A 13,509-nucleotide genomic window follows, 5' to 3' on the forward strand; every position below is an offset into this window, starting at 1 on the left:
AATGGCTGAAAAGAGAAAATATGAGCCTTTAAAGATAGAAAAAAAATGGCAAGAAATTTGGGATAAAAATGAGGAATTTGAACCAAAAGACGATCTAAGCTTGCCGAAAAAATATATCCTAAGTATGTTTCCTTATCCAAGCGGACGCATACATATGGGGCATGTAAGAAACTACTCTATCGGTGATGCGCTGGCTAGATCATATAGAAAAAGCGGTTACAACGTGCTTCATCCTATTGGCTTTGACAGCTTTGGCATGCCAGCTGAAAACGCAGCCATAAAACATAAAATTCACCCTAAAATTTGGACTTACGAAAATATCGACTATATGAAAAAAGAGCTTGCAAGCCTTGGTTTTTCATTTTCTAAAAAGAGAATTTTAGCCACGTCTGATCCACTTTACACTAAGTGGGAGCAAAGCTTTTTTATAAAGATGTTTGAAAAAGGGCTTGTTTATAGAAAAAATGCAATTATAAATTGGTGCGAATACGATCAAACCGTGCTTGCAAATGAGCAGGTGGAGGATGGCAAATGCTGGAGATGTGGTAATGATGTTGTACAAAAAGAGCTTCCAGGATATTACTTTAACATCACAAAATACGCTAGCGAGCTACTTGACGATTTGAAGCTTCTTGAAGGCAAATGGCCAAATCAAGTAATTACAATGCAAGAAAACTGGATCGGCAGAAGCTACGGCTTGGAGTTTAAATTTTATCTTGATGAAGCTTCAAAAGAGGCTTTAGGTGGTAAATTTGATGGCTTTGAGGTGTTTACTACAAGGGCTGATACGATTTACGGCGTTAGCTACACAGCTCTTGCACCTGAGCATCCTATTGTAAAAGCGTTGCTTGAGAGTGATAAAATTGATGAAAGCAAAAAGGCAAAGATAAAAGCAATCCTAAATCAAAGCCCAAGAGAGCGTCAAGCGAGCGAAAAAGACGGAGAATTTTTAGGAATTTATGTCGCTCATCCACTTACCAATGAAAAAATCCCAGTTTGGGTTGCAAATTTTATCTTAGCTGACTACGGCAGTGGCGCTATCATGGCTGTCCCTGCACATGATCAAAGAGACTTCGAGTTTGCAAGTAAATTTAATCTTCCTATAAAGCCAGTTGTAAAACCACTTGAGGGCGAGAGCAACGGTTCTAAAGCATACTCTGAGTATGGAGTTGCTATAAATTCTGAGCTTATAAATGGACTTACTTCAGAAGAAGCTAAAAATTTCATAATAGAAAAATTTGAAAAAGATGGTTTAGGTAAAAGGATCACGAACTATAAATTAAGAGACTGGGGAATTTCCCGTCAAAGATACTGGGGTGCGCCAATACCTGTCGTGCACTGCAAATGCTGCGGCATAGTGCCTGAAAAAGAGGAAAATTTACCTATAGCACTGCCAGAAGATGTTGAAATCACAGGCGAGGGTAACCCACTTGATAAGCACCCAACTTGGAAATTTACAAAGTGTCCAAAATGCGGACAAGATGCGATCAGAGAGACTGATACGATGGATACGTTTGTGGAGAGTAGCTGGTATTTTGCTAGATTTGCGAGCGACGAGAAGACATGGGAGCAAAAAGCACTTGATGAAAAGAGTGTGAATTATTGGATGAATGTAGATCAGTATATCGGCGGTATCGAGCATGCAATCTTGCACCTTTTGTATGCTAGATTTTTCCAAAAGGTCTTAAGAGATCTAGGCTATCTAAGAGACGATGAGCCATTTGAAAATTTGCTAACTCAAGGCATGGTCTTAAAAGATGGTAAAAAGATGAGTAAAAGTAAGGGCAATGTCGTAGATCCTGACGATATTATCAATAAATATGGTGCTGATACGGCAAGGCTATTTATCCTTTTTGCTGCTCCTCCCCAAAAAGAGCTTGAGTGGAACGATAGCGCAGTTGAAGGCGCGTTTAGGTTTTTAAATAGGCTTTGGGAGAAGGCACAAACTATTAAAAAGATAGATAAACTGCCTGAGATAGACCATGAAAGCCTAAACAAAGATGAGAAATTTGCAAGGCTAAAAATTTATGAAGCGCTTAAAAAATCAACCGAAGTTTTTGGTGACACATTTGCTTTTAATACACTAATCGCTGCTTGCATGGAGGCACTAAACGCCATAAATGCACAAGATAACGAAGATGTAAATACTGAAGGCTTTTTTATTATTTTAAATTTACTCGAGCCTATTGTACCGCACATCGCAAATGAGCTTAGTGAAGAGCTTTTTGGTAGAAAAAATTTCACAAAGATAGCTGTAAAAGAAGATGTTTTTGTAAAAGATAGCATCGCTCTTGCAGTTACGGTAAATGGCAAAAAAAGGGCTGAGTTTGAAGTGGCAGCGAGTGAGAGTGAGGGTGAAATTTTAAAGCTAGCTAAGCAAAATGTGGCTAAATGGCTTGAAGGAAAAGAAATTTTAAAAGAGATTTATATAAAAGGCAAATTAGTAAATTTTGTCATTAAAGGATAAATTTTGAGATATTTTTTAGCGTTTTTTATTACGATATTTATCTGCGGATGTGGTTATAAACCAGTTTCAAAGATCACACATGATCTAGTTGGCGATAAAATTTATGTTGATGTGATTATCAGCAAAGAAGAGCCAAAAAATAGTGTTTGGATAAAGGATGCTGTAAAAGAGGGCATGGTCGCAAGGCTACATAAAAATTTATCAAGTAAAGAGAGTGCTGATACTTCGATAATTATTTCGGTAAAAGATTTAAATTACGAAGCAATAATTTATGATGAGTTTGGCTACATTACGTCATACAAAGCACATTTAAGCTTAAATTATAAGACTAAATTTAAAGATGGCACCGTAGTTGATATTCCAGCCACTGGCGAGTATGACTTTAGTGTCGCAAGACGTCAAAAAGATGTAAGATTTGCCGACAGTATTCTTAGTGATACTCAAAAATACGAAGCTATCAAAGAGGCATCAAAAGAGGCCTTTGATGAGTATATCGCAAGTTTAGCGGTAAAAGGATATAGAAATGGCAGCAGTAACCGTTAGTCAAATAGTCAAGGAAGCCTTAAATGAGATCAAAGATCGCCATTTGATGCTAACGCCAGAGAATTACACTGAAGTCTATAATGAAATTTCTAAAAAATATGGCTTTACAACAGAAGAGAGTAAAAAGATAGAAAAATATATCTCAAGGCTTGGTGATGAATATAAAAATCAAGCCTTGAGCCTTCATATAAAGACGGTCGATGAGCTTGTCGCTTTTATGACTGCTAGGCTCTCTAGAGGTGCTCAACAAGGAGCAGGTCTTGTGGCTGATGATAAAAAATTACAATCACTAAACGCATTTGCTAGAAGAATTCTCCAAGCTATCTCAATGCTTCACAATAAAGATGCAAAAAGCTTAGCAGAGCAAAGTATGCAGTTACTTGCTAGAAGATATGATGAGAAAAATCTTGAAGAGATGTGCCTTAGATGGTTTGACTTTGTTAGCTCTTACGACACTGAATTTTTAGAATTTTTGAAATATTATGGTGTTAGAAATTTTGATGATTTAAAGACAATGAGTTCTGAACTTGAGAAATTTCTTACACAAAAAGATGAAGATGGCGAAGAGGATGTTTTAATTCAGCTTTTAAGCCTTACTCTTGAACCTTCTATTACAAAGGATCTTGATGAAGAGCTTAGTGCGATAAGAAGTGCTTTGAAGCAAAATCCTAAAACCTTAAATAGCAAAGAATTTCAAGAAAAGGTAAAGGCATTTGTTGATCGCAGAATAGAAGAAGACAGAACGGAAATCATCGAAAAAGTTGGTTCGCTAAATAATGTCTTGCAAAATATAAGCGAGAGAATTTCTGATATTGCAGTTAGCTCGCAAAGTAGTTCTGACAAAGTAAAAAGCATTAAAAATGATCTAAAAAATGTAAATTTAAATACAAATAGCATTGATCAAGTAAGAAGCATGCTTATTGAGATCGCTGGTGCTTTGGAGATCGAGAGCAAAGAGCTTGGTATCGAGATGCACAATAGGCAAGCTACTATTTTAGAGCTTCAAAACAGAGTGAATAGTCTTGAAAAAGAGCTTGAGGAAGCTAAGCTGGAGAGCAAAGAAGACTTTTTGACAAAGGTATCTACTAAGCGTGCTTTGATGAACGAGATTCAACGCATCGAAGAAGCGTATAAACGCTATGGGACTGATTATTCTATCTGCTTTGTTGATATTGATTATTTCAAAAGCATAAACGATACTTATGGGCATGAGGCTGGAGATGTTATTCTTTCAGCGGTAGCTCAAGTGCTTAAGAAAAATGCCAGAAAGGTTGATTTTGTCGGTAGGTATGGCGGTGAAGAATTTGTAATCTTGCTTCCAAGTACTGGCTTAAAAGATAGTGTTAAATTTGGGGATAAGCTAAGAAGTATGATAGAAAATTTCAAATTTATCTATAAAAACGAGCGTATTAAGGTTACTATCAGCTCTGGTATAGCGACAAGAAGTGCAAATTTAAGTGAGACGATGACGCTTGAGGCTGCTGATAAGATGCTTTATCTCTCAAAAGAAAATGGTAGAAATCAAGTAATGCCAAAGATAATCGAGGAAAAATGAGCCTAGCTAAATTTCTTGATGGCAAACCACTTTATTACAAAGAGATTGATTATGGTAGGATTATTAGAGCGTATGCGACTATAAAAGAACATATAAAGCCATTTAAGATTATTCACATCATCGGTACAAATGGCAAAGGCAGCACTGGCCGCTTTTTAGCGCAAATTTTAAGCCAAAACGGTGCAAAAGTCGGGCACTACACAAGCCCTCATATATTTAAATTTAACGAGCGATTTTGGCTAAAAGGCGAGGTCGCTAGTGATGAAATTTTAGAGGCAGCTCATGAGCGTTTGCAAGGACTTCTAAGCGACGAGTACAAGGTAAAAACGAGCTATTTTGAGTATATGACGCTGCTTTCTGCGGTGCTTTTTGAGGGTTGCGACTACTTTGTCTGCGAGGCTGGCATGGGCGGTGTGCTTGATGCGACAAATGTCTTTGAAAAAGAGCTAAGCATTTTTACTCCGATCGGCTTTGATCACACAGCGATATTAGGCAATAGCTTAGAAGAAATTTCACGCACCAAATTTGAAGCCATGGGCGCAAGAGCTATTTTAAATGATGAGATGAACGAGATAAGTGTGGCTATTGCAAAAGAGATCGCAAGCAAAAAAGGCACAACTCTGAGCTTTCCAAGAGAAATTTTAGCCAAAGAAAATTTAAACGAGATTGCAAACTACGCGGATAAATTTAACCTACCAGAGTTTTTACGATCAAATTTAACTCTAGCCTACGCTGCTGCTAAAATTTTAGAGAGCGGTATAGACATAAAAAAGCTTGGTGCTCTTACGCTTCGAGGTAGATGCGAAAAGATCGCTTCAAATTTATACGCTGATGTCGGTCACAACGAGCTTGGCGCAAAGGCTGTTGCTAAGAAATTTAGCTCTAAAGAGTTTAGTGACAAGAAGCTAACACTAGTTTATAACTCATTTTTAGATAAAGATTTCAAAGCGGTTTTGGCAGCTCTTAAGCCAGTCGTCGAGGATGTGCTACTTTATCACTACCACTGCGAGGGCAGGGAGCTTGGCGGAGAGCTCATAAATAAAGCGCTAAATGAGCTTGAAATTTCACATAGAGAGTTTGAGCCAAGCGATATGAATGATATAAAAGAGGCAAAAAACGGCAAAATTTATCTAGCTTTTGGCTCATTCCATCTAGTCGAAGCCTTTTTAAAAGAGTACTATGCAAGCAAAGGTCTATGAGTATCTTTTAACACACGCCCCACAAATTCTCATCTGTGAAGATGACAAAGAGGCGGCACTCTGCGCTGATGCGGCTAGTTTTGCTGGCTTTAGCGCATTTAAACTACCTGATTTTAGAGCTAAAAAGGGCGATGATCTAAGAAGTTTTAACGAAGAGCTCTTTGAAATTTCATCCGTTCTTAGCAAATACTATAAATTTGATGGCAAAAAGATCATCATAAGCCCATTTAGCACGCTTTTAAACCCACTTCCAACGCAAAAAAACCTAGAAAGCTCAACGATCAAGCTAAAAGATAATCTAAATTTAAGCGAATTTGCTGACTTACTCATACGCTTTGGCTATGAGTGCGTCGATATCGTTGAGAGCGTTGGCGAGTTTAGCATTCGCGGCGAAGTGATCGACATTTATGGCGTAAATATGGACGATCCTGTTAGAATTTTACTCTTTGGCGATGAGGTGGAGAGTATCAGAAACTACAACACCGCCACGCAAATTAGCAACAAAGCCGAGCTAAGCGAAGCCGAGATCGTGCCGTTTATCGCAAATTTGAGCAAAGATGAGTTTGAAAAAGTTAGCCAAAAGATCGAGGATATGCAAAGCGATGCCTTGGTGAGCGATCTAAATTCGCTTGGATTTTGGGTGATAGATAGCTTTAGTGACTATTTAAAAGAATTTGACTCAAAGCTTGTTAAAAAGATCGATTTTGAAATTTATGATGTGCCTGAAGATAAATTTAAGGGTATTGAAATTTTACCCGAGCCAAAGGTCTATAAAGATCTAGAAGTTACTTTAAATTTTGACTTTTTTGAGCTAAATAAGAGCAAAAGTATAACCGTTCTTTCAAGAAATGAGGGACTTTTTAAGGGCTATGAGCTTGATGGCTTTGCAAATGTAAAGCTTGAAATTTCGCCCCTTGTGGTAAATTTAACCTCAAGCGACAAGATCGTAGTATCACTTAATAAATTTGAGAAAAAAAGGCGAGTTAAGCGCTCAAGTCTCGTGGTGGACGAGTTAAAAGTAAATGACTACGTCGTGCATGAAGATTATGGTATAGGCAGATTTTTGGGGCTTGAAAAGATCAAGGTTTTGGGCGCGACAAAGGAATTTGTGGTTATCGCCTACCAAAATGACGACAAGCTTCTTTTGCCGGTTGAGCATCTAAATTTGATAGATCGCTACATCGCGCAAAATGGCTCTATGGCGGTGCTTGATCGCTTAGGCAAGGCAAATTTTGCCAAGATAAAAGAGAAGGTTAGAGAAAAACTTTTCGCGATCGCCTCAAAGATCGTGGCGATGGCGGCAAAAAGGGAGCTAATCGCAGGCAAAATTTTACAAAAAGAGGATATCTCTTATCTAAATTTCGTCCAAGACGCTGGCTTTTCATATACGAGCGACCAGCAAAAAGCGGTAAATGATATAAAAGATGAGCTAAAAAGCGGCAAGGTGATGGACAGGCTGCTTAGCGGAGATGTTGGCTTTGGCAAGACCGAAGTTGCGATGAATGCCATATTTACCTGCATAAAATCAGGCTTTAGCGCATTTTTCTTCGTGCCAACGACGCTTCTTAGCTCGCAGCACTACAAGACGCTAAGCCAGAGATTTAGCAAATTTGGCATAAAGGTTTTTAGGCTGGATCGCTTCTCAAGCGCCAAAGAAAAATCAAGCCTGCAAAAAGCGCTAAAAGAAAATGAGCCCATAGTTTGTGTGGGTACGCATGCGCTTCTTGGCGTAAAGGCTGAAAATTTAGGGCTTATCGTGGTTGATGAAGAGCATAAATTTGGCGTTAAGCAAAAAGAGCAGCTAAAAGAAATTTCTCAGCACTCACACATCCTAAGTATGAGCGCCACGCCGATACCAAGAAGCCTAAATATGGCGCTTAGCAAGATAAAAACATATAGCATTTTAGCCACTCCGCCAAGCTCGAGGCTGGATGTGAGAACAAGTGTCAGAGAGTGGGACGAAAAGGTCGTCAAAGAGGCGATCATGCGTGAGTTAAGACGCGGTGGGCAGACCTTTTACATCCACAACCACATCGCAGACATCGAGCAGACGGCAAATGAGCTAAGAAAAATTTTGCCAAAGCTTAGAATTTTGATACTTCACTCAAAGATAAATGCAAAAGTTGCTGAAGATGAGATGATGAAATTTGAGCGGGGCGAGTATGACTTGCTGCTTTGCACCAGCATCGTTGAAAGCGGCATCCACCTGCCAAATGCAAACACCATAATCGTAGAAAATGCTAATAAATTTGGCATGGCTGACCTACATCAGCTCCGCGGACGTGTAGGCAGAAGCGACAAGCAGGCCTACTGCTACTTTTTGGTAGAAGATAAAAACGCCATTAGCAAAGACGCTCTAAAACGCCTTGTGGCACTTGAAGGCAACTCATTTTTGGGCGCTGGCTCAGTGCTAGCCTATCACGACCTTGAGATAAGGGGTGGCGGCAACATCATCGGCGAGGCGCAAAGCGGCCACATCGAGGCTATCGGCTACTCGCTATATCTAAAGATGCTAGAAGACGAGATCAACAAGCTTCTTAATCAAGACTCCGCAAAGCTTGATAAGATCGATCTAAAACTTAGTGTGAGCGCCTTTTTAAATCAAGAATTTATAAGAGAAGATAGGTTAAGGCTTGAAATTTACAGGCGCCTTAGCAAGTGTAAAGAGGTAGCCGAGGTCTATGAGATACAAAGCGAGCTTGAGGATAGATTTGGCAAAATAGATATATTTACAAAGCAGTTTTTAGATGTCATCATCATCAAAATTTTAGCCCTAAAAGCTAGTATAAAAACGATCTCAAATAGCGAACAAAATATACTAATAACAAAAAATGATGATGAGAAAATTAGGCTAAAGTCACGTAGCAAGGACGATGACGATGTTTTGGCTGAAATTTTGGTCTATCTAAGAAAGGATAAGAAATGATAGATTGGGGTGTGAAATACGCAGCGATTTATAAGAGCACAAAAGGGATGTTAAAGCCGGTCGAGGATATCGATTTTGTCGATATCGACTCACTTTATGGACTAGAGAAACAAAAAGAAATTTTGCTAAAAAATACTAGAAATTTTATAGCTGGCGACGAGGCAAATCACGTGCTTCTTTGGGGTGAGAGAGGATGTGGCAAGTCAAGCCTTGTAAGGGCTGTTTTTACTAAGTTTTATAAAGAGGGACTTCGCATCATTGAGATCGGCTGCGAGGATCTAAAATACCTTGGTGATATCATCGATGAGATCAGAAAGAGTGAGTTTAAATTTATCATTTTTTGTGATGATCTAAGCTTTGAAAATGGCAGTAATGAGTATAAATTTCTAAAACCTATAATGGACGGCTCTATCCAAAAGCCGCCAAAAAACGTCCTTTTATACGCCACTTCAAACCGCAGACATCTAATAAGCGAGTTTAAAAGCGAAAATGAAAACTCAGAGCTAATAGATGGAGAAATCCACTACAGCGACGCAGCTCAGGAGAAAATTTCTCTCTCAGATCGCTTTGGTCTTTGGATCAGCTTTTATCAAGGCAACTACGATGAGTACCTAAAAATGGTTGATTTTTACTTTAAAGACTATAAAGGCAATAAAGATGAGCTTCATACGCTTGCTAAAAATTTCGCAACACTTAGAGCCAGCAGAAGTGGCAGAACAGCAAAGCAGTTTTATCTTACATTTAAAGAAAATTTAAAATGAGATCAACAGATCTGTTCATAGCTTTGCTAAATCACAAAAGTAGAAATTTAGACGAGCTAAAATGGCCAGGCGAGGGCACTTTTGAGATCATTTTAGGCGCTATTTTAGTGCAAAATACCAACTGGAAAAACGTAGAAAAAGCTCTAACTAATCTAAAAAACGCAGGTAAAGATAGCCTAAATGGTATCTGTTCTCTTGAAAACAGCGAACTTGCCATGCTTATAAAGCCAAGTGGCTTTTATAACACAAAGGCAAAACGGCTAAAGACGCTTTGTCTGGCTATAAAAAATGAATTCGAGAGCTTTGAAAATTTTAAAGAAAATGCCAGCCGTGAGTGGCTCATAAGCGTAAAAGGTGTTGGAGCTGAGACTTGTGATGCAATACTGGCATATGCTTGTGGCAGGTCATATATGGTCGTTGATGCTTATGCACTTAGGATAATGGCGTATTTTGACTATATTTTTGAGAGCTACGACGAGGCTGCTGAGTGGTTTAGCTCGCTTGATTATGATGAAATTTATAAATTTCTTGATAGCGAGAAATTTGATGAGGTTGAAATTTTAAAACTCTACCATGCTCTTATTTTGGAGTTTTGTAAAGAGAATTTCAAAGGTAAAATTTTAAGCCAAAATGGTCAAAAAATATTAAGTAGCATTAAAAATTAAACTACTAATATGTAACAACTCTTTATAAATTTGCCAAAGATTGGGGCTTTTTATAATCTATTTTAAAATTCTGTGCTAAATTTACACAAAATTTATCTTATTTAATTTAGGAGGAGTGATGATTTACGATAACATCATTAAAACGATTGGTAATACACCTATTGTAAAGATAAAAACAGGTGCTGATGAAGCCGAAATTTATGTAAAATTAGAGTTTTTTAACCCAGGTGGCTCTGTAAAAGATAGGATCGCATTTAATATGATAACTAAAATGCTAGCTGACGGTACGCTAAAATATGGTGATACTATCGTTGAGCCAACGAGCGGAAATACTGGCATTGGTGTAGCGATGTGCGGTGCTGCACTTGGTTTTAAAGTGATACTTTGCATGCCAGAGAGCATGAGTATCGAAAGACGCAAAATAGTGGCTGCTTATGGCGCACAGCTTGAGCTTACTCCAGCGTCTGGTGGTATGAAGGCAGCGATCGCAAGAGCTACAGAGCTAGCAGCTCAGCCAAATCATATAATGCTAAGCCAGTTTGAAAACAAGTATAACCCACAAGCTCACGAACTAACAACAGCTGCTGAAATTGTGGCTGATTTTAGTAAGCTTGATGCATTTGTAGCTGGTGTTGGCACAGGTGGTACAATAAGTGGCGTAGCAAAGATTTTAAAAGAAAAGGGCTATGATACTAAGATCATCGCAGTTGAGCCTGAAGCATCGCCGGTTTTAAGTGGTGGCAACCCAGGACCACATAAAATTCAAGGCATTGGAGCTGGATTTTTACCAAATACTATGAATATGAGCCTAGTTAGCGAAGTAGAAAAAGTAAGCAACGATGACGCACTAAACGCAGCTAGAGCAATCGCAAAAAGTGATGGACTCATGATAGGTATAAGCGGTGGTGCTGCTTACGTGGCTGCAAAAAGAGTGGCTAAAAGACTTGGTGCTGGCAAAAAAGTACTTTTCATAGCTCCAGATAACGGCGAGAGATACCTAAGTACAGAGCTTTACGGAGCATAAAAATATGTGGGATAGTCTAAAGGAGCTAGTTCAAACTGTTCATGAAAAAGACCCATCGGTACATAAGTGTTGCTTTTTGGCAATACTTATAAACACTCCTGGCATCCATGCGGTTTTGTTTCATAAAATTTCTCATTTTCTATATAAAAAAGAGCGTTTTTTTCTAGCTAGGCTCATCTCGCAAATTGCAAGATTTTTAACAGGCATCGAGATCCACCCAGGCGCAAAGATCGGCAGGAGATTTTTCATAGATCATGGTATGGGTGTGGTTATCGGTGAGACAGCAGAGATAGGTGATGATGTGATGATGTATCATCAAGTAACACTTGGAGGCACTGGAAAAGAGTGTGGCAAAAGACATCCGACTGTAAAAAATGGCGTGACTATCGCAGCTGGCTCGAAAATACTTGGTGCCATAACGATCGGCGAAAATGCTAAGATCGGCGCAAACTCAGTCGTACTAAAAAATGTCCCAGCAAACGCGACAGTCGTTGGTATACCAGCAAGAATAGTTCGAGTAAATGGGACAAAATTTGAACCAGAGTTTATTATCTAACCTTAAAGATTAGATAAATTTATTCTTACTTTTTATGCTTTAAAATTTGAGCATAAATTTCGTCTTTTAGTTTTAACTTCTCTTTCTTTAAATTATCGATTTCAGATGGTTTTACTAGATTGTCGTCTATTTTTTTATTTAGCTCATCATGTTTTTTGCAAAGAGTAGCAAAACGAGCATCGGTTTTCTTTAGCTCATTTATAAGGTCTGTATATTCATGTAACATATCGGCTCCTATAAAAATTTGAGAAATTTTATCAAGACTTTGTAAATGCTTGGATATAAAAAAGGTGCCAAGACATTGCTTAAATTTTTAAAAAGAGCGAGTAGAAAATTTATTTTATACGTATTTGAATTCTTCAGGTTTATGTTTGCTTTTTACAACGCGCTTGGTTAGACGTATTCCATCAACGGTACCGATGACTAAAAGCTTTGATCCTGTTCCTACTAATGTGTCACCATTTGGCATTGGCACAAAATTATTATTTATATCTCTAATGCCTACTATATCTGCATTTGTAATATTTCGTAGATGAGTCTCTTTTAATCTTTTAAATCTTATCCAAGAGTAATCAGGCACAAGAATTTCTTCTATATCAATAGGTGAATTTTTTGTATACAAAAACTGCTCTAATAAATTTTCCATGTCCGGCCTTACGCTCATAGCACTTAACCGCTGCGCGACTAAGCGAGATGGGCTTACTACATTGTCAGCGCCTAATTTTTTTAATCTTTGCGTATCGTCTTCTGTCTCTGCATTTGTGATGATATGATAAGGCTTTCTGCGACCTATCTCTTTTTCATAAAGTCTTACAGATGCTATAAGGGCGATATTATCAGCAATATTTGAGCTAAGAGTTATAAGTCCTTTTGCGCTTGATAGATGTGTTTTCAAAAAGGCAATTTGTGTGTGTGGCTGAGCTTTTATGAAATATGGATATTTATAAATTTGAGCTAGCTCTGCGATATCTTCTCTATCATCGACCACTACAAAAGGTATATGATTTTCGCGAAATTGAGCACTAAGTTCGATTGTGTATAGATTGTGATAACAAATAACGAAGTGATTTTTTAGTCTTGCGATCCTATAAAGCATGCGTCGTTCCTTTAAAATGCTAATTAATGTACCTCTTTTTAAAACCTCAACCACAATACCAATCGATAGTGTAAATATAATAAAACCAATAAGTATAAATGTGATAGTAAAAATTCTGCCCTTTGGAGTTATTGGAGCAACTTCGGTAAAACCAACTGTTGTAAAAGTCATACCAGCTTGGTAAAAGGCATCTATTAGTGAGAAATTATCTATTAAGACATAACCTAATGTTCCAAAAAGCAACAGTAATACGACTGAAATTAGTGGAAATCTAAAAGGTTTTAATTGTTCGTAAAGCTCAGTATCTAGGCTTATTTCTGGTTTTGTAGAGTTTGACCAGTTGAGGAATTTTAAAAGTCTTGAGAGAAAAGACATAAATTCCTCTTCATTTTATATTCTTAGTTTGATTGTTTCTTCATCGTTCTTAGAGTAGAAGCAGCAACTTGTATCTTTCTTGTAGTACCATCTTCTAGTGTAACACGAATCGTTCTAAGATTTGGCAAGAATCTTCTTTTAGTTTTATTGTTAGCATGGCTCACATTGTTGCCTATCATCGGTCCTTTGCCTGTTATCGCACATCTTTTTGACATTTTTTTTCCTTCATAAACAAAAATTTCTGCTGATTTTATCTAAAACAAACAAAAGTAATGCTTAAATAGATTTTTTTAAAAGAATTGATTTTTATTAATAATCTAGCTAAAATAACAACTTTGTCTA

The 13,509-nt window shown here is 37.8% G+C and carries 12 protein-coding genes; 9 read left to right on the plus strand and 3 right to left on the minus strand.

From position 1 onward, the window contains the following. Position 1: 1 nt before the first annotated feature. The 9 genes from leuS (at position 2) to epsC (ending at position 11,696) form a co-directional block, all read left to right on the plus strand. A complete protein-coding gene (gene leuS / locus F3H01_RS03960) occupies positions 2 to 2,467 on the plus strand; it encodes a leucine--tRNA ligase (protein WP_149724920.1) in 2,466 nt (821 codons plus the stop codon). Positions 2,468 to 2,470: 3 nt separating this feature from the next. Next, a complete protein-coding gene (gene lptE, locus F3H01_RS03965; protein WP_087585715.1) occupies positions 2,471 to 3,010 on the plus strand; it encodes an LPS assembly lipoprotein LptE in 540 nt (179 codons plus the stop codon). Then, positions 2,991 to 4,565, plus strand: coding sequence for a GGDEF domain-containing protein (locus F3H01_RS03970; RefSeq protein WP_149724921.1), 1,575 nt, complete (start codon positions 2,991 to 2,993; stop codon positions 4,563 to 4,565). Before lptE ends, F3H01_RS03970 begins: the two co-directional genes overlap by 20 nt. Beyond that, entirely contained in the window at positions 4,562 to 5,764 is a 1,203-nt protein-coding gene (locus tag F3H01_RS03975; protein ID WP_149724922.1) for a Mur ligase family protein, read from the plus strand. Before F3H01_RS03970 ends, F3H01_RS03975 begins: the two co-directional genes overlap by 4 nt. Next, positions 5,745 to 8,690 carry a transcription-repair coupling factor gene (gene mfd / locus F3H01_RS03980; RefSeq protein WP_149724923.1) on the plus strand — a complete coding sequence of 982 codons (2,946 nt, stop codon included), beginning with the start codon at positions 5,745 to 5,747 and terminating at the stop codon, positions 8,688 to 8,690. The genes F3H01_RS03975 and mfd overlap by 20 nt, the downstream gene beginning before the upstream one ends. Continuing rightward, on the plus strand, positions 8,687 to 9,451 hold the full coding sequence (locus F3H01_RS03985; RefSeq protein WP_149724924.1) for an ATP-binding protein: 765 nt from the start codon (positions 8,687 to 8,689) through the stop codon (positions 9,449 to 9,451). Before mfd ends, F3H01_RS03985 begins: the two co-directional genes overlap by 4 nt. Then, complete coding sequence (locus F3H01_RS03990; RefSeq protein ID WP_149724925.1) at positions 9,448 to 10,116, plus strand: endonuclease III domain-containing protein; 669 nt, start codon at positions 9,448 to 9,450, stop codon at positions 10,114 to 10,116. The genes F3H01_RS03985 and F3H01_RS03990 overlap by 4 nt, the downstream gene beginning before the upstream one ends. A 118-nt stretch (positions 10,117 to 10,234) precedes the next feature. Next, complete coding sequence (gene cysK / locus F3H01_RS03995) at positions 10,235 to 11,140, plus strand: cysteine synthase A (protein ID WP_149724926.1); 906 nt, start codon at positions 10,235 to 10,237, stop codon at positions 11,138 to 11,140. A gap of 4 nt (positions 11,141 to 11,144) precedes the next feature. Beyond that, the gene (epsC, locus tag F3H01_RS04000) at positions 11,145 to 11,696 is read left to right on the plus strand and encodes a serine O-acetyltransferase EpsC (protein WP_149724927.1); all 552 of its coding nucleotides are present in this window, start codon (positions 11,145 to 11,147) and stop codon (positions 11,694 to 11,696) included. A 25-nt stretch (positions 11,697 to 11,721) separates the two neighbouring features. On the opposite strand, the gene F3H01_RS04005 is transcribed toward epsC, so the two are convergent. From F3H01_RS04005 to rpmB, 3 genes are all read right to left on the minus strand, one after another. Further along, on the minus strand, positions 11,722 to 11,922 hold the full coding sequence (locus tag F3H01_RS04005; RefSeq protein ID WP_149724928.1) for an HP1242/YdcH family protein: 201 nt from the start codon (positions 11,920 to 11,922) through the stop codon (positions 11,722 to 11,724). A gap of 114 nt (positions 11,923 to 12,036) precedes the next feature. Then, on the minus strand, positions 12,037 to 13,167 hold the full coding sequence (locus F3H01_RS04010) for a potassium channel family protein (protein ID WP_021090478.1): 1,131 nt from the start codon (positions 13,165 to 13,167) through the stop codon (positions 12,037 to 12,039). Positions 13,168 to 13,190: 23 nt separating this feature from the next. Next, positions 13,191 to 13,382 carry a 50S ribosomal protein L28 gene (gene rpmB, locus F3H01_RS04015; RefSeq protein WP_149724929.1) on the minus strand — a complete coding sequence of 64 codons (192 nt, stop codon included), beginning with the start codon at positions 13,380 to 13,382 and terminating at the stop codon, positions 13,191 to 13,193. Positions 13,383 to 13,509: the final 127 nt, after the last annotated feature.

Origin of the sequence: Campylobacter concisus, from assembly GCF_902460875.1 — a bacterium.
Taxonomy (GTDB): domain Bacteria; phylum Campylobacterota; class Campylobacteria; order Campylobacterales; family Campylobacteraceae; genus Campylobacter_A; species Campylobacter_A concisus_AA.

Excerpts from the sequence above, each read along its gene's own strand:
- cysK (WP_149724926.1), top strand. The coding sequence starts at position 10,235 with ATGATTTACGATAACATCATTAAAACGATTGGTAATACACCTATTGTA.
- rpmB (WP_149724929.1), bottom strand. The coding sequence starts at position 13,382 with ATGTCAAAAAGATGTGCGATAACAGGCAAAGGACCGATGATAGGCAAC.
- mfd (WP_149724923.1), top strand. The coding sequence starts at position 5,745 with ATGCAAGCAAAGGTCTATGAGTATCTTTTAACACACGCCCCACAAATT.
- F3H01_RS04010 (WP_021090478.1), bottom strand. The coding sequence starts at position 13,167 with ATGTCTTTTCTCTCAAGACTTTTAAAATTCCTCAACTGGTCAAACTCT.
- F3H01_RS03985 (WP_149724924.1), top strand. The coding sequence starts at position 8,687 with ATGATAGATTGGGGTGTGAAATACGCAGCGATTTATAAGAGCACAAAA.
- F3H01_RS03975 (WP_149724922.1), top strand. The coding sequence starts at position 4,562 with ATGAGCCTAGCTAAATTTCTTGATGGCAAACCACTTTATTACAAAGAG.
- F3H01_RS03970 (WP_149724921.1), top strand. The coding sequence starts at position 2,991 with ATGGCAGCAGTAACCGTTAGTCAAATAGTCAAGGAAGCCTTAAATGAG.
- leuS (WP_149724920.1), top strand. The coding sequence starts at position 2 with ATGGCTGAAAAGAGAAAATATGAGCCTTTAAAGATAGAAAAAAAATGG.
- epsC (WP_149724927.1), top strand. The coding sequence starts at position 11,145 with ATGTGGGATAGTCTAAAGGAGCTAGTTCAAACTGTTCATGAAAAAGAC.
- F3H01_RS04005 (WP_149724928.1), bottom strand. The coding sequence starts at position 11,922 with ATGTTACATGAATATACAGACCTTATAAATGAGCTAAAGAAAACCGAT.
- F3H01_RS03990 (WP_149724925.1), top strand. The coding sequence starts at position 9,448 with ATGAGATCAACAGATCTGTTCATAGCTTTGCTAAATCACAAAAGTAGA.